18 protein-coding genes are annotated in these 22,416 nt (G+C 66.2%); 14 read left to right on the plus strand and 4 right to left on the minus strand.

Annotated features, from left to right (window positions below; genetic code table 11):
* The first annotated feature begins 6 nt into the window (after positions 1 to 6).
* From ACLBKT_RS05225 to ACLBKT_RS05280, 12 genes are all read left to right on the plus strand, one after another.
* The gene (locus ACLBKT_RS05225) at positions 7 to 1,551 is read left to right on the plus strand and encodes an acyl-CoA ligase (AMP-forming), exosortase A system-associated (RefSeq protein ID WP_410181897.1); all 1,545 of its coding nucleotides are present in this window, start codon (positions 7 to 9) and stop codon (positions 1,549 to 1,551) included.
* Entirely contained in the window at positions 1,548 to 2,774 is a 1,227-nt protein-coding gene (locus tag ACLBKT_RS05230; RefSeq protein ID WP_410181898.1) for a pyridoxal-dependent decarboxylase, exosortase A system-associated, read from the plus strand. Before ACLBKT_RS05225 ends, ACLBKT_RS05230 begins: the two co-directional genes overlap by 4 nt.
* Positions 2,775 to 2,972: 198 nt before the next feature.
* A complete protein-coding gene (locus tag ACLBKT_RS05235) occupies positions 2,973 to 3,614 on the plus strand; it encodes an XrtA/PEP-CTERM system exopolysaccharide export protein (RefSeq protein ID WP_410181899.1) in 642 nt (213 codons plus the stop codon).
* 15 nt (positions 3,615 to 3,629) lie between these two features.
* Positions 3,630 to 5,150 carry an XrtA system polysaccharide chain length determinant gene (locus ACLBKT_RS05240; RefSeq protein WP_410181900.1) on the plus strand — a complete coding sequence of 507 codons (1,521 nt, stop codon included), beginning with the start codon at positions 3,630 to 3,632 and terminating at the stop codon, positions 5,148 to 5,150.
* Between the two features lie 16 nt (positions 5,151 to 5,166).
* Positions 5,167 to 6,147, plus strand: coding sequence for an AAA family ATPase (locus ACLBKT_RS05245; protein WP_410181901.1), 981 nt, complete (start codon positions 5,167 to 5,169; stop codon positions 6,145 to 6,147).
* On the plus strand, positions 6,144 to 7,814 hold the full coding sequence (locus tag ACLBKT_RS05250; RefSeq protein ID WP_410181902.1) for a preprotein translocase subunit YajC: 1,671 nt from the start codon (positions 6,144 to 6,146) through the stop codon (positions 7,812 to 7,814). The genes ACLBKT_RS05245 and ACLBKT_RS05250 overlap by 4 nt, the downstream gene beginning before the upstream one ends.
* A gap of 15 nt (positions 7,815 to 7,829) precedes the next feature.
* Positions 7,830 to 9,002: an XrtA/PEP-CTERM system-associated ATPase gene (locus tag ACLBKT_RS05255; RefSeq protein WP_410181903.1), complete on the plus strand. Its 1,173-nt coding sequence runs from the start codon at positions 7,830 to 7,832 to the stop codon at positions 9,000 to 9,002.
* Positions 9,003 to 9,006: 4 nt separating this feature from the next.
* Positions 9,007 to 9,966, plus strand: a complete 960-nt coding sequence (locus ACLBKT_RS05260) for an XrtA system polysaccharide deacetylase (RefSeq protein WP_410181904.1) — start codon at positions 9,007 to 9,009, stop codon at positions 9,964 to 9,966.
* Positions 9,963 to 11,024 carry a FemAB family XrtA/PEP-CTERM system-associated protein gene (locus ACLBKT_RS05265; RefSeq protein WP_410181905.1) on the plus strand — a complete coding sequence of 354 codons (1,062 nt, stop codon included), beginning with the start codon at positions 9,963 to 9,965 and terminating at the stop codon, positions 11,022 to 11,024. The genes ACLBKT_RS05260 and ACLBKT_RS05265 overlap by 4 nt, the downstream gene beginning before the upstream one ends.
* Positions 11,024 to 12,244 carry a TIGR03087 family PEP-CTERM/XrtA system glycosyltransferase gene (locus ACLBKT_RS05270; protein ID WP_410181906.1) on the plus strand — a complete coding sequence of 407 codons (1,221 nt, stop codon included), beginning with the start codon at positions 11,024 to 11,026 and terminating at the stop codon, positions 12,242 to 12,244. The genes ACLBKT_RS05265 and ACLBKT_RS05270 overlap by 1 nt, the downstream gene beginning before the upstream one ends.
* Positions 12,234 to 13,238, plus strand: a complete 1,005-nt coding sequence (gene xrtA, locus ACLBKT_RS05275; RefSeq protein WP_410181907.1) for an exosortase A — start codon at positions 12,234 to 12,236, stop codon at positions 13,236 to 13,238. Before ACLBKT_RS05270 ends, xrtA begins: the two co-directional genes overlap by 11 nt.
* A gap of 11 nt (positions 13,239 to 13,249) precedes the next feature.
* Positions 13,250 to 15,148, plus strand: a complete 1,899-nt coding sequence (locus ACLBKT_RS05280) for an XrtA/PEP-CTERM system amidotransferase (protein ID WP_410181908.1) — start codon at positions 13,250 to 13,252, stop codon at positions 15,146 to 15,148.
* On the opposite strand, the gene zapE is transcribed toward ACLBKT_RS05280, so the two are convergent.
* The 3 genes from zapE to ACLBKT_RS05295 are packed head-to-tail and all read right to left on the minus strand — an operon-like array spanning position 15,145 to position 17,566.
* Entirely contained in the window at positions 15,145 to 16,260 is a 1,116-nt protein-coding gene (zapE, locus tag ACLBKT_RS05285) for a cell division protein ZapE (RefSeq protein ID WP_410181909.1), read from the minus strand. The two genes, ACLBKT_RS05280 and zapE, sit on opposite strands and share 4 nt — an antisense overlap.
* Positions 16,257 to 16,754 carry a PaaI family thioesterase gene (locus tag ACLBKT_RS05290; protein ID WP_410181910.1) on the minus strand — a complete coding sequence of 166 codons (498 nt, stop codon included), beginning with the start codon at positions 16,752 to 16,754 and terminating at the stop codon, positions 16,257 to 16,259. Before ACLBKT_RS05290 ends, zapE begins: the two co-directional genes overlap by 4 nt.
* A gap of 32 nt (positions 16,755 to 16,786) precedes the next feature.
* Entirely contained in the window at positions 16,787 to 17,566 is a 780-nt protein-coding gene (locus tag ACLBKT_RS05295; RefSeq protein WP_410181911.1) for a succinate dehydrogenase iron-sulfur subunit, read from the minus strand.
* Between the two features lie 141 nt (positions 17,567 to 17,707).
* Here ACLBKT_RS05295 and ACLBKT_RS05300 point away from each other — a divergent pair, with 141 nt between their 5' ends.
* Both ACLBKT_RS05300 and ACLBKT_RS05305 read left to right on the plus strand, forming a co-directional pair.
* Positions 17,708 to 18,463, plus strand: coding sequence for an SDR family NAD(P)-dependent oxidoreductase (locus ACLBKT_RS05300; RefSeq protein WP_410181912.1), 756 nt, complete (start codon positions 17,708 to 17,710; stop codon positions 18,461 to 18,463).
* Between the two features lie 70 nt (positions 18,464 to 18,533).
* Positions 18,534 to 19,166 carry a class I SAM-dependent methyltransferase gene (locus ACLBKT_RS05305; protein ID WP_410181913.1) on the plus strand — a complete coding sequence of 211 codons (633 nt, stop codon included), beginning with the start codon at positions 18,534 to 18,536 and terminating at the stop codon, positions 19,164 to 19,166.
* A 61-nt stretch (positions 19,167 to 19,227) separates the two neighbouring features.
* Here ACLBKT_RS05305 and ACLBKT_RS05310 read toward each other — a convergent pair whose 3' ends face one another.
* Entirely contained in the window at positions 19,228 to 22,023 is a 2,796-nt protein-coding gene (locus ACLBKT_RS05310; protein ID WP_410181914.1) for a ribonuclease E/G, read from the minus strand.
* Positions 22,024 to 22,416 lie beyond the last annotated feature (393 nt).

Genomic DNA, 22,416 nt, shown 5'->3' on the forward strand with positions numbered 1-22,416 from the left:
CTGACTATGCCGCACCAGCCCGATCCCGCCTTGCGTCCGCTCGACCACCTTGCCGAACTGGCGGGGGCGGCGGGGCGTGGGGACAGGCCTGCGCTGGTGCTGCGCGAGGGCACGCTTAACCACAATCAGTTAAGACAGCGTGTTGGCCAGCTGGCGATGTGGCTGATCGAGATGCTGCCCGAGCCTGGCGCACGGGTGGCAAGCTGGGCGGCCAAGGGCGAGCTGACCTGCCTGCTGCCGCTCGCGGCCGCGCGGGCGGGGCTGGTGCATGTGCCGATCAACCCGCTGCTCAAGCGTGCGCAGGTGGCGCATATCCTTGCCGATAGCGGGGCACAGTTGCTGATCGGGACGCCGTCGCGGCTTGCTGCGCTGGAGCCGGGCGATCTGCCGGAGGCGTGCCATGTGCTGGAGGAGGAGGCCGCCCTGGCGCAGGCCGACAGCTTCGGCGCGCTGGGGCCATCGGCGATCCCGCCGTCAACGCTGGCGGCGATCCTCTATACCTCGGGCTCGACCGGCAGGCCCAAGGGCGTGATGCTCAGCCATGCCAATATGTGGCTCGGCGCGGTCAGCGTGGCGCATTACCTTGGGCTTGCTGAGGACGACGTGACGCTGGCGGTGCTGCCGCTGTCCTTCGATTACGGGCAGAACCAGTTGTTCAGCACGTGGTATGCGGGTGGGTGCGTGGTGCCGCTCGATTTTCTCTTCCCCAAGGATGTCGCCAAGGCCTGCGCGAAGCATGGCGTGACGACTCTCGCCGCGGTGCCGCCCCTGTGGGTGCAGCTGACCGAGATCGACTGGCCCGAGGAAGCCCGCACGTCGCTCCGGCGGCTCACCAATAGCGGCGGGGCCTTGACGGTGGATCTGGTCCGTTCGTTGCGCGGCCAGTTCCCTGACGCGCGCCTGTTCCCGATGTATGGTCTGACCGAGGCGTTCCGGTCGACTTTCCTCGATCCGGCATTGGTGGATTTGCATCCAACTTCAATGGGTAAGGCCATACCCTTCGCAGAGATTCTCGTTATCGACGATGCCGGTAACGTCGCGGCGGACGACGAGGAGGGCGAGCTGGTCCATTGCGGCCCGCTGGTTGCACAAGGCTATTGGCAGGACCCCGAGCGCACGGCGGAGCGGTTCAAGCCTGCACCGGCGGCATCGACCTATGGCGGTATGGCGGTGTGGTCGGGCGACCGGGTCCGGCGCTCTGCCGACGGGTTGCTCTATTTCGCCGGACGCCGCGATGCGATGATCAAGAGCGCAGGCAACCGCATCAGCCCGCAGGAAATCGAGGAGGCGGCGCTGGCCACAGGCCTCGCTGCCGAGGCGGTGGCGCTCGGCGTGGCGCATCCGCGGCTTGGCCAAGCGGTGCATCTGGTGGTGCGCGGCACTGCGGATGAAGCGGCGCGGGCCGAATTGCCCAAGCGGCTCCAGCGCGATCTGCCCAATTTCATGCAGCCCCAGCATATCCATTGGCGCGAGACGATGCCGCTCAATCCCAATGGCAAGATCGACCGCACGGCCTTGCAGGACCAGCTCAGTCAGGAATTTGCCCCATGAAGCCCGTCGGCCCGATCCCAGCTGGTTACGAGACGATCGAGGGCGAACTCGCCATCGGCGGCAAGCGCGCGAGCGAATTGGTGGCCGAGGCGGGGCGCACGCCGCTGTTCGTCTATTCGCGCGCCCACCTTGATGCGCGGGTGGCGGAATTGCGTGCGGCTTTGCCGGCGCGGGTGGGGCTGAACTATGCGGTGAAGGCCAACCCGCACCGCGCGGTGATCGGCCACATGGCGCCGCTGGTGGATGGCTTCGACATCGCCTCTTCGGGTGAACTGGCGCTGTGCGTCGCTGTGGGGATCGATCCCCGGCGCATCAGCTTTGCCGGACCGGGGAAGCGTGACGATGAGCTGGAGGCCGCGATTGCCGCAGGCGTGACGCTCAATTGCGAAAGCGAGGGTGAGGGCGCGCGCGCGGTCGCCATCGGCCAGCGGCTTGGCACGGCGCCGCGCATCGCGATCCGGGTCAATCCCTCCTTCGAAATGAAGGGGTCAGGAATGAAAATGGGCGGCGGGGCCAAGCAATTCGGCGTCGATGCCGATCGCGTGCCCGATCTGGCCCGCCAGCTGATCGGCGAAGGGGCCGAGTGGCGTGGGCTCCACATCTTCACCGGCAGCCAAACGCTGAGTGCAGACGCTATCATCGAAGCTCAGGGCAATGTGCTCGAACTGGCTGCCGAACTGGCCGACGCGATCGGCCATGGCCTGCCCAAGCTGAACATGGGCGGGGGACTGGGCATTCCCTATTTTCCGGGCGATACGCCGGTCGATCTGACGCGGGTGGGTGCGGCTTTGGCCGAACGTGTGGCCGATTTGCCGCCGGTCCTCGCGCAAACCGAGCTGTGCATCGAGCTCGGCCGTTATCTCGTCGGCGAGGCGGGCGTGTATCTGACCCGCATCATCGACCGCAAGGTTAGCCACGGCGTGACTTACCTGGTTACGGACGGCGGGCTGCATCACCAGCTCGCTGCCTCGGGCAATTTCGGCACTGTGGTGCGCCGCAATTATCCCTCAGCGATTGCAACACGATACGGGGCCGAAGCGACCGAGGCCGTCAACATCGTCGGCTGCCTGTGCACCCCGCTCGATCGGCTCGCCGACAATGCCGCAATGCCGCACGCCGATGTGGGCGATCTGGTCGCGGTGTTCTGCGCGGGGGCCTATGGCGCTACCGCATCGCCCAGTGCCTTCCTCGGTCATGGCCCGGCGGCTGAGCTGCTGATCTGACGCGCCACCACAGCCTGCGTTAATCCCCGCAAACCCGCTGTCCCATCGCGGGATGGGGCCGGATTTGGCGCTGTATAACTAACCAGATGTTCACCATTTCCAGCGACAAGAACCCCCATAACCGGGCGGTCCGTGTTGCAGGTCGCTCCTGCGCTGATACGCGCCGTCCGGCAAGAACTGGCCAAGGATTTTCGACCGATGTTGTACCGTCTGCCCCCGATGCGTCTCGCAGCTCTAGGACTCAGCGCTGCCCTGTTGGCGGGGTGTGCGAGCAGCGGCACGGAACTGCCCTCGGCCAGCTATGGGGACGGCAGCGTCGCTCCTTCCGAAGAATATACCATCGGCCCGCTCGACGAGATCACCATTCACGTCTGGCGCAACCCGGAGCTCAGCGCCGACAAGGTGCGCGTGCGTCCTGATGGCCGCCTGACGATCCCGTTGGTGCAGGACATCCCGGCAGTGGGGAAAACCGCGACCCAGTTGCAGGATTACATCGCGGGCGAGCTCGCGAAATATATCGAGCAGCCGATCGTCTCGGTGATTGTCAACACGCCCGAAGGCAATTTCACGCAGCAGGTGCGCGTGATCGGCGCGACCGGGCAGCCGGCGTCGCTGCCGTACCGCGCCAACATGACCGTGCTCGACGCGATGATCGCGGTGGGCGGGCTCAATGAATTTGCCGCGGGCAATCGCGCTAAGCTGATCCGGCTCGATCATGAAACCGGCAAGCAGGCCGAATACCGGCTGCGGCTGTCGGACCTGATCCGCAAGGGCGATTCAACCGCCAACGTCATGCTCAAGCCGGGTGACACGATCATCATCCCCGAGAGCCGGTTCTAAGGGGCGCGCTGGGGGATGAGCGAGATTTTCGACGAACTGCGCGCGGCGCTGTGGTCAGTTTGGCACCGCCGCTGGGTTGCCATCGCGACCGCCTGGGGCGTGTGTGTGCTGGGATGGCTGATCGTCAGCATGATTCCCAACAGCTACGAATCCAAGGCGCGCGTCTATGTCGATGTGCAGGATGTGCTCTCCAAGCAGCTCGGCATTGCCGGGGACGGCAAGGAAGAGATCATGCGCGTGCGGCAAACGCTGTCGAGCGCGAAGAACCTCGAAAAGGTCGTCACCTCGACCCGGCTGGGCGAAGGCATCACCGAACGCGGCGCGTTGGATTCGATGATCGGCGAGCTGGAGAAGAAGGTCACCGTAACCAGCGAGCAGGATAACCTGTTCGAAATCAAAGCTGCGATTGGTCGCAGCGACCTGTCCGATGCTGAAAACGCCGTGCTGGCGCGCGATGTGGTGCAGAAGCTGCTCGACATCCTGCGCGAGGAACACGTGATCGGCAACCGCACCGGGATCAGCACCGCGATTGGCGATCTCGACCGCCAGCTGGATGAGCGCAAGCTTGAACTCGAGCAGGCCGAGCAGCGCCGTCTGGCGTTCGAGGCGCAATATCCCGATCTGGCTGGCGGCTCGGATAGCCTGTCCACCAAGGTTCAACAGGCCCGCACCGAACTGCGCAATGTCGATGCCGATCTGGCTGCGGCGGACAGCGGCCTTGCGGCGATCTCGTCGCAACTGGCCGCCACGCCGCGCACGATTGCGGGCGGGCCGCAGGCGACCGGCCCGCGCGCCGCGCTGCAACAGGCGCAGACTCAGCTGGCCGAATTGCGCTCGCGCGGGTTGACTGACAGTCACCCCGATGTCGTCTCCACCACCAAGCAGGTCGCGATCCTTGCACGGCAGGCTGCGGCTGCGGGCGATGACGCGGGCGGCACGCCGAACCCCGCCTATGCCTCGCTGATCGCGATCAAGAGCGAACGGCAGGCCACCGTCGAAGCCCTCCAGGCCCGCCGCGCTGCGCTACAAAGCAACTTTGCCGCGCTGATGGCGAGCCAGGCGAGCGAGCCTGCGGTCGCCGCCGAAGCCAACCGCATCAGCCGCGATTACGACGTGTTGCGCCAGAATTACGAAAAGCTGCTGCAAGACCGCGAGGCGCTGCGTACGCGCGGCAAGGTCGAGGACAAGGCCAGCCAGTTCCGCTTCGACATCATCCAGCAGCCTGGCGTGCCGCAAAAGCCCGCCGCGCCCAACCGCCCGCTGTTGTTGTTCGGCGTGCTTCTTGTCGGGATCGGGGCGGGGATCGCTGCGGCCTATGCGCTGGCGCAGCTCAAATCCAGCTTCGCCACGCCGCAGAAGCTGGAGCGCACGTTCGATCTGCCGGTGATCGGCTCGATCTCGCTGACCGTGTCAGACGCCGCCCGCGTGATCGAACGCCGCCGGTTGAGGCAGTTCGCCGGAGCCTGTGCAGGGCTTGGCATGATGTTTGTGATCCTTCTCGCCATCGAGGTCGTTGCGATCGGGTCGATAGCGTGAGGATGGGGGCCAAAGCATGACCGATCAGGGGAAGATCAACCGCGAAGGCGCACGGCCGGCATCGCTGTTCGAGCGCGCCGACGCGACGTTCGGGCTTGGCCCAGTGCGCACGCCGCCAGTGCCGCCGGTGCCTGACGCCGTGCGCCCCGCGCCTGCGCCGCAACCCGCAGCGCCCGCGCCCGTTGCGCCGCAGCCGGTGTCTGTCGCCAAGCCCGCGCCTGTCGCAGCACCCGCTGCGCCTAAACCCGAAGCGCCGCGCGCGGTCGCCTTTGGCGGGCCAATCGTCCCCATCGACCGCGATCATCTGCGCGATGGTGGGCTGATCGTGCCGGAAGACCCGGTCACAGGGCTTCTCGAAGAGTTCCGCATCGTCAAGCGCGAGCTGCTGGCCGATGCGCGCGCGGGCGCCAGTGCACTCGCGCGCCGCATTCTCGTGTGTTCGCCCCATCCGGGCGAGGGCAAGACCTTTTGCGCCACCAACCTCGCCATCGCACTCGCCGCCGAGCGCGGGCTCGAGGTGCTGCTGGTGGATGCCGACGTGGTGAAGCCTTCGGTCGCGTTGCGCCTCGGCATTGATGGCGAGCAAGGCTTGATGGATGCGCTTGCCGATCCGGCGATCCGGCCGGAAAGTCTGGTGATCCGCACTGATATCGAGGGCCTGTTCGTCCTGCCCGCCGGGACCGCCACTTCGCGCGATGCCGAATATCTCGCGAGCGCTCGCACGGGTGAGCTGCTCGACCGGCTCACGCAGGGTGCGCCGGACCGGATCGTGATTTTCGACACGCCGCCCGCGCTTGCTGCCGCGCCCGCCGCCGAATTGGCTCAGCATGTCGGGCAAGCCCTGCTGGTCGTGCGCGCAGACGAAACCAGCCGCGCCGCCCTGGAAGACGCGCAGCAGCTGCTCTCGGCCTGCGGCGATATCAAACTGCTTCTGAATGCCGCGCGCTACAGCCCGTCGGGGCGGCGCTTCGGCACCTATGGCACCAAGGGGAAATGACGATGCGTGCCCGCTCATTAGCAGCCGCATTGCTGGCCGCCGGCTTGATCGCCGCGGCTGCCAATCCGGCTTATGCACAGGCCCAAGATCAGGGATTCGGCCAAGGCCAAGGCCAGGGGGGCGACACCCCCGGCCAGCGCGGCAACCGCGTGGTGCAGCCCTATATCGAGGTCGCGCAGATCGTCTCGGCCGAACTGAGCCCCGGCGATGATGTCGTCACTTTCACGCAAGTGGCGGTGGGTGTCGATATCAACGTGCAGAGCCGCAACAGCGGCGCAGCAGTCTCGGTCCGGTATGAACGCAATATCGGCTACGGCGATGACAGCGTCGACACCGACACGATCAGCGGGATTGCGCGTGGTACGCTGGCGCTGGTGCCCAACACGCTGAGTCTCGAAGCCGGTGCGCTTGCCTCGCGCAGCCGGATCGACGGGGGCGGCGGCACCACCGCCAACCCGCTGGTGCGTGAAGATGCCGAAAGCCGGATCTACAGCTTCTATGCCGGGCCGAGCCTCAACACCCGCGTCGGCGATGTCGATGTGCAGGGCGTGGCGCGCGTCGGATACAACCGCTTCGAGGCCGATGATGCGCTGGTCACGCAGGCGGGCAACACCGTCGATGTGTTTGATGACAGCGTGACCTATCTCGGCCAGCTGCGCGCGGGGATTCGTCCGGGCGAGGTGCTGCCGGTGGGCCTTGCGGTCACGGCAGGGGGCTTTCAGGAAGATATCGGCAACCTCGATCAACGGGTCCGCGATCTGTTTGTGCGCGGAGATGTGACTCTGCCGGTGTCGCGCACGCTCGCTCTGGTGGCGGGTGCGGGCTACGAGGATGTCCAGATTTCGAGCCGCGATGCGCTGCGCGATGCCAATGGCGTGCCGGTGATCGGCTCGGATGGCCGCTTTGTCACCGATCCCAATGCCCCGCGCCGGATCGCCTTCGATGTCGATGGCCTGCTGTGGGATGTCGGCGTGCTGTGGCGGCCGTCCTCGCGCACCAGCCTTCAGGCTTCGGTCGGGCGGCGCTATGATTCCACCACCTATTACGGCACCTTCACCTATGTCCCCAGCCAGCGCAGCGCCTTTGCTGTGGTGGCCTATGACGGGGTGAGCGGTGTTGGCGGCACGCTCAACAATGCGCTGGCGGGCCTTTCGAGCGATTTCGAGGCGATCCGCAACCCGGTGACGGGCGATTTCGGCGGGTTGGTCAGCGGCACCGAAGGGCAGGCGCTGATCGGCGGCATCGGCTCGACTCGCTCCGCCGCCTTCCGTGGGCGCGGGGTGCGCGCGTCGTATCAGCGCACGATGGGCCGCACCGAGGCGGCGCTTGGCGCGGGCTATGATCGGCGCACCTTCATCGCGGCGGCCGGGACGGTGCTCGCACCGGTTAACGGGCTGACGGATGAGAGCTACTACGTGATCGGCGGTCTCACCCGCCAGATCGGGCAGGATGCGAACATCACCGCCAATGCCTACGTCAACTGGTTCAACGCGGCCGGTAACAACAACGACGTGACGGCGATGGGCGCTTCGGCGGCCTACAATCAGTCAATCACCCAGCGGCTCGTGGGCCGGGCTGCGATCGCGGTCGATTACTTCGACAGCGAATTCACCGCCCAGGACTTCGCCTTTGCCACCGCGCTGGTTGGCCTGCGCTACAATTTCTGACGGGATAAGCGGCTCATGTACGAACAATTCTACGGCTTCAGCGGGCGACCCTTCCAGCTCACCCCCGACCCGCAGTTCTATTTCGAAAGCACCAGCCACAAGAAGGCGATGAGCTATCTTGGCTATGGCCTCGCGCAGGGTGAGGGCTTCATCGTCATCACTGGCGAGGTCGGCGCGGGCAAGTCGACACTGGTCGCGCACCTGATGGAGCGGATCGATCCGGCGGCGCTGACGGTGGCGCAGGTCGTCACCTCCGCGCTCGACGGGGCCGAGGTGGTCCATGTTGTGGCACAGGCGTTTGGCCTTCCGGTCGAAGGGCAGGACAAGGCCGCGGCGCTGGGCGCGATCGAGCGCTTCCTTCAGGATGAAGCCCGCGCAGGCCGCCGCTGCCTGCTGGTGGTCGATGAGTGCCAGAACCTTGAGCTGACCGCGCTGGAAGAGCTGCGGATGCTGTCCAACTTCCAGCTTGGCGCGCATCCCCTGCTGCAAAGCCTGCTGCTCGGCCAGCCCGAGTTCCGCCGTATGGTCGCGCATCATCCCGGGCTGGAGCAGCTGCGTCAGCGGATCATCGCGTCCCACCATCTCGAAGCGCTGGATGCCAGCGAGGTCGAACATTACGTGCGCCACCGCCTGCGCCATGTCGGGTGGGACAATCGCCCGATGTTCGATGACGGGTTGCTCGAAAGCCTCTATCGCCACACCGCCGGTATCCCGCGCCGGGTCAATCAGGTGATGAACCGCCTGCTGCTGCTGGGCGCGATCGAGGAATCCGATACCCTCAGCCTTGCCATGCTCGACGATGTGATCGCCGAAATGGCGGCGGACCAGAACCGCGGCGCGCGCGGGGCGAGCGATCTGCGCTCCGCACCCGCCGCTGCGCCGCAGCCTGCCGCGCCGGTCGCGCAGGGCAGCCTGCCCGCTACCGAAGTCGCCGCACTGCTGGCCGAACGCGATGCTCGCACGGCCGAGCTGGAAGCCGCCATCAGCGAATTGCAGGCCGCCGGAATGGGGCAGGGTGCAGACGGCGAGGCGCTTTCGCCCGAGGAAGCCCGCATTGCCGAAGCCCGCTTTGCCACCGCGCTTGAGCGGATCGAAGCGCGGCTCGAGGAGCAGGAGCAATCCTTCCGCCATGTGCTCACCATGCTGATCGAATGGCTTGAGGAAGACCCGTCGCGCGAGGCGGCGTAACGCCATGAATGCCCCCTTCCAGCCTCTCTCCGAACGACTGCCCGGCGATAGTCTTGGCACTGCGCAAGGCATCGTGAACGGTCTGTCGGTCGATGTCGAAGACTGGTTCCAGGTCGGCGCTTTCGAGAACGTCATCGCGCGCGGTGAGTGGGACAGCATCAAGACCCGCGTGGAAGACAATGTCTATCGCGTGATCGATCTGTTCGCCGAAGCCGATGTCAGCGCGACCTTCTTCACGCTGGGCTGGGTGGCGAAGCGGCACCCCAACATGATCCGCCGCATCGCCGACGCGGGCCATGAACTCGCCAGCCACGGCTATGATCATGCGCGGGTGTTCACCATGGACCGCGCGGGCTTTGCCGAAGACATCCGCAAGGCGCGAGCCATCATCGAGGATTGTTCGGGCGTGGCGGTCACCGGCTACCGCGCGCCGAGCTTCTCGATCGACAGCCGCACCCCCTGGGCCTTCGCCGAACTGGCCGAGCAGGGCTATGCCTATTCCTCTAGCGTCGCGCCGGTGGTGCACGATCACTATGGCTGGCCCGAAGCGCCGCGCTTTGCCTTCAAACCGCTGCCGTGGTCGCCGTTGGTCGAGCTTCCGGTCACCACCGCGATGCTGGGCGGGCGGCGCGTGGCGGCAGGCGGCGGCGGGTTCTTCCGCGTGCTGCCCTACGCCTTTTCGCGTTGGGCGATCCGGCAGGTCAACCGTGCCGATGGCCGCCCGGCGGTGTTCTACTTCCACCCCTGGGAGGTCGATCCCGATCAGCCGCGCGTTGCCCACGCGCCCCTGCGGTCGCGCTTCCGGCACTATACGGGCCTCGGCAAGATGGCGGGCAAGTTGCGCGAGCTGGTCCACGAGTTCCGGTGGGGCCGGATGGATCTGGTCGCCCACCGCGAGGCGGCACGAGCCGAGGATCTGTATCTCCCACGCTCAGACGCGGCGACGGCGGATATTGCCGCATGAACGCGCCGGTGAAAGCCGGAACGCATGTGCGCGCCATTGACGTCCGCGATACGCAGGATGTGCGCCGGATCGAAGGCTTCCTCGCCGAAGCGGGCGCGAGCCTGTTTCACCGTCCGGCATGGCTGCAAGCGGTCGAGGCGGGAAGCGGCCAGCGCGCGGCGGGGTTGGTGGCCGAACAGCTCGGCGTGGTGACGGGCTGGCTGCCGCTCACCGAAGTGCGATCGGCGCTGTTTGGCAAGGCCTTGGTATCGAGCGGGTTTGGCGTGGGCGGCGGGATCGTTGCGACAAGCGGCGATGCTGCGGAGGCACTTGCGGCTGCGGCGCAAGACCACGCGGCGCGCGGCGGATTTGCCGGCATTGAAGTGCGGGGCGGGGCGATCCCAAAGGGCTGGGAAAGCTGGTCGGACAAGCATTGCGGCTTTGAACGCGCGCTTGCCGCCGACGACGAAGCGGAACTGCTCGCCATCCCGCGCAAGGCCCGCGCCGAGGTGCGCAGGGGCTTGGGCTTTGGCCACCGCGTCACGGTGGGGCGGAGCGCGGCGGATCTGGCCGCGCATTACGCCTGCTACAGCGAAAGCGTGCGCAATCTTGGCACCCCGGTGTTTCCCAAGCGCCTGTTTGCGGCGATGCTTGAGGCGTTTCCCGCTAGCAGCGACATTCTCACCGTGTGGCAAGGCGATACCCCGCTCGCGAGCGTGCTGAGCTTTTACCACGACGGCGCGGTGCTGCCCTTCTGGGGTGGCGGGGTCTTTGCTGCCCGCGCGGCCCGCGCCAACGAGGTGATGTATTACGAACTGATGCTCCACGCCCGCCGACAGGGCATGACCCGGTTCGACTTCGGGCGCTCCAAGCCCGGCAGCGGGCCATTCGCCTTCAAGAAGAACTGGGGCTTCGAGCCGCAGCCGCTCACCTATGGCGCGTGGACCGCGCCCGGTCAGCCACCGCGCAACATCGACCCGACAGACGCGAGCTATTCCCGCAAGATCGAACTCTGGAAGAAGCTGCCGCTCCCCATCGCCAACACTTTGGGGCCGTGGATCGCGCGCGGGCTTGCGTGATGGGGGAGATCCTGTTCCTCGCCCACCGGGTGCCGTTCCCGCCCGACCGGGGTGACCGCATCCGCTCGCACCACTTGCTGAAGGCATTGGCGCGGCTGGCTCCGGTCCACGTCGGGTGCTTTGCCGATGGCCCAGGGGAGGGTGAGGCCGCGCTCGCCGTCGTGGCCACCAGTCATTGCATCGCGCCGCGCAACAAGCCGCTGCCGCTCGCCGGGGTTGAGGCGGTGCTGTCGGGCAAGCCGGTGAGCCTTACCGCATTCCATTCGCGCCAGCTGGAACGCTGGGTGCGAGACACCATCGCGGCGCGGGATATTGCGGCTATCGTCGTGTTCTCCGGTCAGATGGGGCAATATGTCCCGGCGGATTTCAAGGGCCGCGTGTTGATCGACCTGTGCGACGTCGATAGCGCCAAGTTTGCAAGCTATGCCGCGGCGGGTGAGCGCGTGTGGCTCTACGCGCGCGAGGCGCGGTTGCTGGCGGCGGAAGAAGAACGGCTCGGCCGCCGCGCCGATGCGACAATCCTGATTTCCGAGGCCGAGGCCGCGCTCTATCGCAGCCGCTTGACCGCACCCGACACGGTCAATGCGCGGGTGATCGGCAACGGGATCGACGCTGCATTGTTCGACCCCGCCTGCGTCACCCCGCACCCGGGCATCGCAGAGCAACCGGGGCCGCGTTTCGTGTTCACCGGCCAGATGGATTACCGCCCCAACGAACAGGGCGCGCTGTGGGTGATCGAGGCGCTGATGCCGAAGGTGCGCACGCGCTACCCGCAGGCGACGTTCCATGTCGTGGGCCGCAACCCCACGGCCCGGCTCATGGCTCATCACGGCACCCCCGGCGTGCGGGTGTGGGGCGAGGTGCCAGACGTGCGCCCCTTCATCGCCGCTGCCGATGCCGTGCTCGCCCCGCTGCTGATCGCGCGCGGGGTGCAGAACAAGGTGCTCGAAGCGATGGCAATGGCCAAGCCCGTGGTGCTGACGCCCGATGCGGCCACCGGCATTGCCGCTCGTGATGGCAAGGATTGGCTGGTGTGCCCGCCCGATCCTGCCGCCATGTGGGCGCGCATCGAGGCCGTGCTGAGCGATCCCGAGGCAACTGCGCGGATCGGCGCGGCAGCGCGGCGCTTCGTGCTCGACCATCACGGGTGGGAGGCGATGCTGGCGCCACTCGCGGGGTTGATTGGCTGTGACGAACAGGGGCAGCGTCATGCCGCCTGAGAGCGCCGCTTGGCCTTCACCACCGGCATCGGCCAGCCTTCCGGTCGCTTGGCGCGGTCCGCTGGGCGCGCTGGCCTTGGCGACGGCGGTGCTGATCGCAGTGACGGCGCAAAGCTGGAGCGCGATGCTCCACCAGTGGTGGAATATCGACACCTACAACCATCTGTTGCTCGTCCCCTTCATCACAGCCTGGCTGGTGGGGCTGAAGGAGGAGGAGCTCGCCGCGCTCACGCCGCAGCCCTTCTGGCCGGGTCTGGTTGGCGTCGCCGTCGCTCTGGGCCTGTGGTGGGTGGGCGAGGCACGCGGCATCAACCTTGTCGCGCAAGCGGGCGCGGTGGCTGCGTTGCAGGCGGCCGTCGTCACTGTGCTGGGCCTGCGTGTCAGCCTGCTGCTCGCTCTGCCGCTCGCCTTTGCCAGCTTCCTTGTGCCGTTCGGCGACGAGATCATTCCGCCGCTGCAAACCGTCACCGCCGAAATCGCGATCGCGCTCACCCATTGGAGCGGGGTGCCGGCCCAGATCGAGGGCATTCACATCCACACGCCTGCCGGCCTGTTCATTGTCGCAGAGGCGTGCTCCGGGGTGAAATTCCTGATCGCGATGGTGACGCTCGGCGTGCTCCTATGCTTCACCCGCTTTGATAGCTGGACCCGCCGCGTGGCCTTTCTCGCCGCTTGCATCATCCTGCCGATCCTGGCGAATGGCGTGCGCGCCTGGGCGACGATCTATGTCGCGCAGTTCATCGGGGCCGAGCAGGCGACCGGCTTCGACCACATCGTCTATGGTTGGGTGTTCTTCGCCATCGTGCTCGCCGCACTGCTCGGCGGAGCATGGCGGTTCTTCGAGCGGGAGCCCGAGGCCTATGGCTGGCACGCCGACGCGATGGCCGACTGGCCCTTGCTCGGCCGCGCCGAGGCCTTGCGCTTTGCGCCCACCAGCGCCGCACTCGCGATCATTGCCCTGGCGGCGATTGCCGCGCTCGCCGCGCTGCTCTAGGCGGCACAACCATGTGCGGGATTGCCGGGATCTTCCATGCCGAAACGCCCAAGCCGGTTGACCCCTCTCGGGTCGAGCGGATGTGCGACGCGCTGGCCCATCGCGGGCCTGACGGGTCGGGGGTGTGGATCGATCATGGCGTGGGCCTCGGCCACCGCCGCCTGTCGATCATCGACCTCGCCGGTTCTCCGCAGCCGATGCACACGCCTGATGGGCGCGCGGTGATCGTTTTCAACGGCGAGATCTACAATTTCCGCGAACTGCGCCGCGAACTGGAGCAGGCCGGTTTCACATTCCGCACCTCGGGCGATACCGAGGTAATCCTCGCCGCGTGGCAGCGCTGGGGAGTGGATTGCCTCAAGCGGCTCGACGGGATGTTCGCCTTCGTGCTGTTCGATCGCGACAAGCGTCAGCTGTTCCTTGCGCGTGATCGGTTCGGGGTGAAGCCGCTATTCTATGTGCCGCTGTCGGATGGCAGCATCGCCTTTGCCTCGGAACTGAAGGGCCTGCTCGCGCATCCGCAGCTGCGTCGCCGGGTCAATCCGCAGGCGATCGAGGCTTACATGACGTGGGGCTATGTCCCCGACACGCACGCGATACTGGCTGGCGTGGAGAAGCTGCCTGCTGGCCATTTCTGGCTGCTGGAACAGGGCCGTGCGCCGGGCCGTCCGCAGCGGTGGTGGGACATTGACTTCACCCAGCGCGAGCGGGGGAGCGAGGCGGATCTCTCGGCCCAGCTCGTCCACCTCCTGCGCGAAGGCGTGCGGTCGCGCATGGTGTCGGATGTGCCGTTGGGCGCGTTTCTTTCGGGCGGGGTGGACAGTTCCGGCGTGGTCGCGCTGATGAGCGAGGCGTCGAGCCAGCCAGTGCAGACCTGCTCGATCGGCTTCGATGTCGCTGCCTATGACGAGACCTCTTACGCCCGTCAGGTGGCTGCGAAGTTCGGCGCAAACCATGCCGAGCGGATCGTCGCCACCGACGATTTCGACGCCATCGACCAGCTGGCGACGATGTTCGACGAACCCTTCGCCGATGCCTCCGCGCTCCCCACCTGGCGCGTGTGCCAGCTCGCACGCGAGCGGGTGACGGTGGCGCTTTCGGGCGACGGCGCGGACGAGGCATTCGGCGGATACCGGCGGCAGGTGTTCCACCACCACGAGGAACGCGCACGCGCGATTTTGCCCGCTGGCCTGCGCGCGCCCTTGTTCGGGACCTTGGGCCGGGCATGGCCCAAGGCCGATTGGGCACCCCGTCCCTTGCGCGCCAAGGCCACCCTGCTGGCTCTCGCCGAAAGCGGGGAAGAAGGCTATGCGCGCGGCCTATCGGTGACGCTCCCCGATGCGCGCCGCGCCTTGTATTCGGACAGCTTCACCGCCAGCCTCGCAGGCTTCCGCGGCGAGGATGAGCTGATCGCCGTGATGCGCGCCGCACCGGGGCGCAGCGGGCTCGACCGCGCGCAATACGCGGACCTCACGTTCTGGATGCCCGGCGACATCCTCACCAAGGTCGACCGCACGAGCATGGCCGTCAGCCTCGAAGCGCGCGAGCCACTGCTAGATCACCGCCTCGTCGAGTTCGCCGCAAGGCTGCCCGAGGGGATGCGGGTCAAGAGTTCGACGGGCAAATACCTGCTCAAGAAGTCGCTCGAACGCTACCTGCCGCAGGACATTCTCTACCGGCCCAAGCAGGGCTTTGTGACCCCGATTGCGGAATGGTTGCGGGGGCCGCTGGCAGGCGCGGCGCGGGGGATCGGTGCGAGCGGCGGGCTGGCGCAGACCGGGTTCTTTGACCCGCAGGCGATCAGCGCGATGGCGGAGGCCCATATCGCCGGCCGCGCGGATCATTCGCGCACGTTGTGGCAATTGCTCATGCTGGAGAAGTCGCTGAGCCAGCTTGGGGTGAGCGCCTAGTCTTCGGTGCCGTGTCCCAGCGCCATATACGCGGCGCTCTGCATTTCGTTGAGGCGGCTCACTGTCCGTTCGAACTCAAAGGCACCGTCGCCCGATTGATAGAGCTGTTCGGGCGCGGCCGCGGCGGTCACGAACAGCTTCACACGGTGTTCGTAAAGCGCGTCGATCAGCTTGGTGAAGCGGATCGCTTCATTGCGGTTCTCCGGCCCCATGCGCGGGATGCCCACGAGGATCACGGTGTGAAAGCTGCGCGCGATGGCGAGGTAATCCGCCGCACCGCGGTTCTCCCCGCACAGCTTCTTGAAGCTGAACACGCCGACCCCCTTGAGGCTTTTGGGCACATGGAGCGTGCGCCCGCCGCCCAGATCGAGCGTGCCGCTCGGCACATGGGCGGCGTCTTCGGGTTCGAAGTCGGTGAGGCGGAAGAACGCTTCGCGCACCTGCGCTGTCGCATGATCTCCGATCGGCGCGTGCCATGTCGTGAGGTCGCCAATCCGGTCGAGTCGGTAGTCGGTCGGCCCGTTCAGCGACAGCACGTCCATCTCACGCTCGACCAGATCGATGAAAGGCAGAAACAACGAGCGGTTGAGCCCGTCCTTGTAGAGATCGCGCGGCGGGCGGTTGCTGGTGGTGACGATCACTGTGCCCGCCTCCATCATCGCGGTGAAGAAGCGGCCCATGATCGCGGCATCGGCGGTGTTGTTCACCACCATTTCGTCGAAGGCGAGGCAGCGCACCTCCTCGGACAGCCTGGCTGCAACTGCGATTAGGGGGTCTTTCAATTGTGCCTTGCGCGCCTCTGCGATGCGGCGGTCAACTTCGAGCATGAAGGCGTGGAAGTGCACCCGTCGCTTGGCCGGAATGGCGAGGGTCTCGACGAACAGGTCCATCAGCATCGACTTGCCGCGGCCCACACCGCCCCAGATGTAGAGGCCGCGCGGGGGTATCGGCTTCTTGCCGAACAGCTTGCCCAGCAAACCGCCTGCTGGCGCCTCTGCTTCCAGCGCGGTTTGAAGCGCGGCCAGCTTTTCCGCTGCTGCGCGCTGATCGGGGTCTGCACGAAGCTCACCGCTGGCGATCAGCGCGTCGTAACGGGCCAGCAGCCCGCTCACGCGCGCGAGCGCATCTTGCGCACGATGCCCGAATAGCTGGCGATGATGTCCTCCGTCCCGTCCTCGCGGGGCTGAGTCGCAAAGCCGCGCAGGAACAGCATGCGCCCGGTCTCGCGCACGATCTCGCTGACAGCGTCGAGCGGCCGCGCGGGATCGCCCGCGCCCACGAATTGCGTCGAGAGCTCGACCGTCACCGACGGCCCGGCCTCGCCGCTGCCGTTGATGTGCATCGCGGCGAACAGCGCAATGTCGATCAGTCCCAGCGTCACCGCGCCGTGGATGTTGTCACCCAGATTGGTGTGGCGGCGTTCGGGGAACATCCGCAGGCGGCATTTGTCGCCTTCCTTGCGCACCCGCATATCGCCGAGAACGGCGGTGTTGAACCGCGTCCTGTCGACCAGATTCCAGCTGTGCCAGCCTGCTTCGCCGCCGCATTCCTCGGGGGCGAGGGGGTGGTGATCGAACGGCGCGTTGATGGGTTCGCTGGTCGCCATGTCTACGCGCCTGTCCGGTCAGTCTGCGCGAATCAGATCGCGCGTTCGGCCATCATCTTCTTGGTTTCGGCAATCGCCTTGGCCGGGCTCAGGCCCTTGGGGCACACGTTGGCGCAGTTCATGATGGTGTGGCAGCGATAGAGACGGAACGGATCTTCCAGATCGTCCAGCCGCTCGCCGGTCATCTCGTCGCGGCTGTCAGCCAGCCAGCGATAGGCCTGGAGGAGGATCGCCGGACCGAGGAATTTGTCGCTGTTCCACCAGTAGCTCGGGCACGAGGTCGAGCAGCAGGCGCACAGGATACACTCGTAAAGCCCGTCCAGCTGTTCGCGCTGCTCGGGCGATTGCAGCCGCTCCTTGCCGCTCGGCGTCGGGGTGACGGTCTGGAGCCACGGGCGGATGCTGGCATACTGGGCGTAGAAGTGCGTGAAGTCCGGCACGAGGTCCTTGATCACGTCCATGTGCGGCAGCGGCGTGATGCGGATCTCGCCCTTGAGGTCTTCGATCGCGGTGGTGCAGGCGAGGCCGTTCTTGCCGTTCATGTTCATCGAGCACGACCCGCAGATCCCCTCGCGGCATGACCGGCGGAAGGTCAGCGTCGGGTCGATCTCGTTCTTGATCTTGAACAGGGCGTCGAGCACCATCGGGCCGCATTCGTCGAGGTTGATCTCGAACTTGTCGTAACGCGGGTTCTGGCCGGAGTCGGGATCATAGCGATAGACCTTGAATGACTTCACGCGCCCGCCCGATGCCTTGTGCACCTTGCCCGCGGCTTTGATCTTGGAATTCTTGGGGAGAGTGAAGGTCGCCATGAACTGATCCCGTTTCGATTTGCACCCTATCTAACGCCATTGTCCCCCGGCGCAAGCGGGCGGTGTTGCGCGCTTTCGCACACCAGTTGAAAGCGCCTCACCTGCCGGAACCATGCGCCCGGCCAATCGCTTTGGTCCACAATGGCAAGTGCAACCCCATCATCGAAAAAAGGCGCGGGCTGGCCGCGTGTTGCGGCGATCTTCGGGGCGAGCGGGGGGATCGGCCATGCGCTCTGCGATGCGCTGGAAGTAGGCGGGACCGAGATAATCCATGCCGGATTGCGCAGCGGGCAGGGCCCTGATGGCGCGGGAATCCGGCCCTTCGCCTTCGATCTGAAGGAGGAGGCCAGCATTGCCGCGGCGGCCGAAGCGATGCGCGCTGATCCGCCCCAGTTGGTCATCGCGGCAACCGGCGTGTTGACGTTGGCGGACGGCACCGGGCCGGAGCGAACCTACAAGCGCCTCGATCCCGTCACGATGGCGGAGGTGCTGGCATTGAACACCATCGGCCCGGCGCTTATCGCCAAGCATATGCTGGGCATCATGCCGCGGGGGTCTCCCTTCACCTTTGCCGCGCTTTCGGCGCGGGTCGGGTCGATCTCTGACAACCGGCTCGGCGGCTGGCATTTCTACCGGGCGAGCAAGGCGGCGCTCAACATGCTGCTCAAGAACTTCGCACTGGAAATGGCGCGCACCCATCCTGACAGTGTCATCGTCGGCCTGCATCCGGGGACGGTTGATAGCGGGCTGTCCCGGCCGTTCCAATCTGGCCTGGCGGATGGTCAACTGACGACGCCCCAGGATGCGGCAGCCAATCTGCTCCGAGTGATCGCCGGCCTGACACCCGAAGATTCCGGCCGGGTGTTCGATTTCCGTGGAGCAGAAGTCCCCGCCTGAGCACAAAGCACAGCTTTCCTTGCGCCAGCATCGGGCTAAACCCGAAGGTGAGCGGGAAGGGGAACTGCGCATGGGGATCACGAGCTGGTACGAAGCGAACGTCATGCCGCGCCTGATCACCTGCGCCTGTTCGCAAGGGCAGGTGATGAAGCGGCGCTCTGCCGTGGTGCCGCTTGCGCGCGGGGACGTGTTCGAGCTGGGCTGCGGCGGGGGGATCAACCATGCTTTCTACGATCCCGCAGCAATCACCTCCTATGCCGGGATCGACCCGCATGCAGGCCTGCTCGACGGTGCGCGGGCGGCGGCGCGGGCCAAGGGCTGGGCGGCCGATCTCAGGCAAGGGTGGGGCGAGGCGATCCCCTTCGATGACGCCCGCTTCGATTGCGTGGTCTGCACCTTTACGCTCTGCTCGGTGAGCGACCCGGCACAGGTGATGCGCGAACTGCGCCGCATCCTGCGCCCCGGCGGGCAGGCCCTGTTCCTCGAACATGGCCGCGCGCCCGACCATGACGTGCGGCGCTGGCAGGAGCGGATCGAGCCGGTCTGGAAGCGCCTCGCTGGCGGCTGTCACCTGACGCGACCGATTGCGGGTGCGCTCGCAGGTGCAGGCTTTGCGGTCGAGACCTTAGGTGAAGGCTATACGCCCAAGGCCCCGCGCTTTGCCGGGTGGATGGAGTGGGGCATCGCCCGCAAGCCGCACTAGCATAGGGCGGGAGAGGTTGCCCGCTCCCGCCCCGTGAATGCCTGGCCTGTTCGGCGCGAAACTACTCGCCGAAGGTGCGCTGCCACCAGCCGCGGCGCGGCTTGGCCTCGCCATCGGGTTCGGCCTCGGCCTCGGCCTTGGGCGCAGCGGCCGGAGCCGCTTCTGCCACTGCCGATTCCGTGGCCTCTGCGGTTTCGGCCGGTTCGGCATCCGCCACCTTGGCCTTGCGCGGCGCGCGCTTGCGCTTGGGCTTTTCGGCCGGGGTTTCGGCAGGAGCCTCTGCGGCGGCATCGGCCGCGTCGGCGGCGATTTCGGGCGCGAGCTCGGCTGGCACTTCGCCAACCGCCACCGCTTCCTTCTTCTTGCGGGGCGCACGCACGCGCTTGGGCTTTTCGGCCGGAGCCGCGTCAGCGACTTCGGCTTCGGGCGAATCTGCCGCAACCTCGGCCTCGGCTTCAGCCGGTGCGGCCGCTACTTCGGCTGCGGCGGCAGGCTCGCCGTCATCCTGCTGCACTTCGCCGCCATTATTGCTATCGGCATCACCATCGGTGCCGCCTTCGCTGCCCTCGTAGGTGCCATCGCGCCGCTTGCGCCCGCGACCACCACGGCGGCGGCGCTTCTTGGGGCGGCCTTCGCTGTCGGTCGCGCTGTCATCGGCGGTGCGGGCTTCGCCATTGTCGTCGCCATCTTCAACGGTTCCAGCGCCGTCTTCCGAGCTTTCGCTCTCGATGCCTTCGCCGTCATCGCCGCGATTGCGGTTGCGACCGCCACGGCGGCGGCGGCGCTTCTTCTTGTTGCGGCCGCCTTCATCGTCATTGTCGGCGCGTTCGCGACGCGGTTGACGGGCATCACGCTCTTCGACCTCGTCCTCGGCGAAGTCGTCTTCATCCTCGGGCAGATCATCTTCCGGCTCGTCATCGACGATCGGTTCGAACTTGGGGGCAAAGGCCGGGCGCGGGCCGGAGCTGGAGACGGACATCTTCGCCCCTTCATCCTCACCCTCGGGGACCACTGAGACAGTCACGCCGTAACGCTGTTCGATCTCGACCAGATCGGCGCGCTTTTCGTTGAGCAGATAGATCGCCGCTTCGGTGCTGGCCGCAAGCCGGATGAGCGTGCCCTTGCCGCGCGCCGCTTCGTCTTCGATCAGGCGCAGCGCCGAAAGGCCCGCCGAGGATGCGGTGCGAACCAGACCCGTGCCGTCGCAATGCGGGCAGGGACGGGTGGTCGCCTCGAGCACGCCGGTGCGGAGGCGCTGACGGCTCATTTCCATCAGGCCGAACGAGCTGATGCGGCCAACCTGGATGCGCGCGCGATCGTTCTTGAGCGCGTCCTTCATCGCCTTCTCGACCTTACGGACATTGGAGGGGTACTCCATGTCGATGAAGTCGATCACGACCAGACCCGCCATGTCGCGCAGGCGCAGCTGGCGGGCGATTTCCTTGGCCGCTTCGAGATTGGTGTGCAGCGCGGTCGCTTCGATCCCGTGTTCCTTGGTCGAGCGGCCGGAGTTGATGTCGATCGAGACCAGCGCCTCGGTCGGGTTGATGATGAGATAACCGCCGCTTTTCAGCTGCACCATCGGATCATACATCGCGCGCAACTGATCTTCTGCGCCATAGCGCTGGAACAGCGGGACGGGATCGGAATAGGCCTTCACCCGCCGGGCATGGCTGGGCATCAGCATCTTCATGAAGGCCTTGGCCGACTTGTAGCCGTCCTCGCCCTCAACGACGACTTCCTCGATTTCCTTGTTGTAGATGTCGCGGATCGCGCGCTTGATCAGGTCGCTGTCCGAATGGATCAGCGCAGGCGCGACCGAGGCGAGGGTGTTCTCGCGAATCTCGTCCCACACGCGGGCGAGATAGTCGAAGTCCCGCTTGATCTCGGGCTTGGTGCGGCTCATGCCGGCGGTGCGCACGATGAGGCCCATCGACTTGGGCAGCTTGAGATCGGACACCATGTCCTTCAAGCGCTTGCGATCGCTGGTCGAGCTGATCTTGCGGCTGATCCCACCGCCGCTGGAGCTATTCGGCATCAGCACGGTGTAACGCCCAGCCAGGCTGAGATAGGTCGTCAACGCCGCGCCCTTGTTGCCGCGCTCTTCCTTGACGACCTGCACCAGCAGCACTTGGCGGCGCTGGATCACGTCCTGAATCTTGTAGCGGCGACGCAGCGCCATGCGCTTGGCGCGCACCTCGTCGACCTGCTTGGCGCGGCTGCGGCCGCCCTTGTCCTTGTCGCCGCCCTTGCCGCCCTGACGGCGACGACCCCGGCGACCACGGCCGCGATCCTGATCCGAGCCATCGGCGTTTTCATCGCCGTTCCGGTCATCGTCACCATTATCGGCGTCGTCGTCCGAACCGTCGTCGTCGCTCGAATTGTCGTCCGATGCGCCGCCTTCGAAGGTGGCGACATCGTCCTTGTCAGAGGTGTCGACTTCCTCGACGCCGTTTTCGGCAAAGTCTTCGGCGAGGGATTCGCCGCTTTCTTCTTCGGCGTCATATTCTTCGCCGGGGGAGATGCCTTCATCTTCCTCTTCCGCGCGCAGACGCTCTTCTTCTTCCGCCGCTTCGGCTTCTTCAGCCAGCAGGGCGTCGCGATCAGCCTTGGGAATCTGATAATAGTCGGGGTGGATTTCGCTGAAGGCGAGGAAGCCGTGGCGATTGCCGCCGAAGTCGACGAAAGCCGCCTGCAGCGAGGGTTCGACCCGGGTTACCTTGGCGAGATAGATATTGCCTTTGATCTGCTTGTGTTCGGCAGATTCGAAATCGAATTCCTCAATCCGGTTGCCCTGCAGAACCGCCACCCGTGTTTCTTCCGGGTGGCGCGCATCGATAAGCATGCGCGTTGCCATTGACTAATCTCCATGCGCCCAGCCTTGCCCGCAACGGGGCATGAAGGGGGCGCGCATTATGTGGTGAACCGGCCCGCGTGATAGCTGTGCCGGAAGGGGAAATCGCGCTTTGGCCGCCAGCGGCGCGCAGTGCGAAGCTCGTGTCTGCAATGTGGAACGTGCGGCCAAGCGCCGCATCTTGACCCGCGAAGGCACGCACGCGCTGTCTGCGCATTATGCTCATCGATCGGGAAAAACGTTCTGTCACTACATCAACCTGTACTGGGCCGGATGCGAGAAATAGTGATGCCCCGGCGCAAGAGGATCGCAGGTGGAGCGCAAAGTGCGCCGTGATGCAACCTCTCTGGCAATAGCGCTAGCACTGTGGGGCAAACCCCGCAACTCTATTGCGCT

This window comes from Erythrobacter sp. W302b, from assembly GCF_046452395.1.
In the GTDB taxonomy this organism is placed as follows: Bacteria; Pseudomonadota; Alphaproteobacteria; order Sphingomonadales; family Sphingomonadaceae; genus Erythrobacter.

Coding starts and splice junctions, on each gene's coding strand:
- ACLBKT_RS05305 (WP_410181913.1), top strand. CDS start 18,534: ATGGGGATCACGAGCTGGTACGAAGCGAACGTCATGCCGCGCCTGATC.
- ACLBKT_RS05245 (WP_410181901.1), top strand. CDS start 5,167: ATGACCGATCAGGGGAAGATCAACCGCGAAGGCGCACGGCCGGCATCG.
- ACLBKT_RS05310 (WP_410181914.1), bottom strand. CDS start 22,023: ATGGCAACGCGCATGCTTATCGATGCGCGCCACCCGGAAGAAACACGG.
- ACLBKT_RS05280 (WP_410181908.1), top strand. CDS start 13,250: ATGTGCGGGATTGCCGGGATCTTCCATGCCGAAACGCCCAAGCCGGTT.
- ACLBKT_RS05300 (WP_410181912.1), top strand. CDS start 17,708: ATGGCAAGTGCAACCCCATCATCGAAAAAAGGCGCGGGCTGGCCGCGT.
- ACLBKT_RS05295 (WP_410181911.1), bottom strand. CDS start 17,566: ATGGCGACCTTCACTCTCCCCAAGAATTCCAAGATCAAAGCCGCGGGC.
- ACLBKT_RS05235 (WP_410181899.1), top strand. CDS start 2,973: ATGTTGTACCGTCTGCCCCCGATGCGTCTCGCAGCTCTAGGACTCAGC.
- ACLBKT_RS05265 (WP_410181905.1), top strand. CDS start 9,963: ATGAACGCGCCGGTGAAAGCCGGAACGCATGTGCGCGCCATTGACGTC.
- xrtA (WP_410181907.1), top strand. CDS start 12,234: ATGCCGCCTGAGAGCGCCGCTTGGCCTTCACCACCGGCATCGGCCAGC.
- ACLBKT_RS05290 (WP_410181910.1), bottom strand. CDS start 16,754: ATGGCGACCAGCGAACCCATCAACGCGCCGTTCGATCACCACCCCCTC.
- ACLBKT_RS05240 (WP_410181900.1), top strand. CDS start 3,630: ATGAGCGAGATTTTCGACGAACTGCGCGCGGCGCTGTGGTCAGTTTGG.
- ACLBKT_RS05225 (WP_410181897.1), top strand. CDS start 7: ATGCCGCACCAGCCCGATCCCGCCTTGCGTCCGCTCGACCACCTTGCC.
- ACLBKT_RS05270 (WP_410181906.1), top strand. CDS start 11,024: ATGGGGGAGATCCTGTTCCTCGCCCACCGGGTGCCGTTCCCGCCCGAC.
- ACLBKT_RS05255 (WP_410181903.1), top strand. CDS start 7,830: ATGTACGAACAATTCTACGGCTTCAGCGGGCGACCCTTCCAGCTCACC.
- ACLBKT_RS05260 (WP_410181904.1), top strand. CDS start 9,007: ATGAATGCCCCCTTCCAGCCTCTCTCCGAACGACTGCCCGGCGATAGT.
- ACLBKT_RS05230 (WP_410181898.1), top strand. CDS start 1,548: ATGAAGCCCGTCGGCCCGATCCCAGCTGGTTACGAGACGATCGAGGGC.
- ACLBKT_RS05250 (WP_410181902.1), top strand. CDS start 6,144: ATGACGATGCGTGCCCGCTCATTAGCAGCCGCATTGCTGGCCGCCGGC.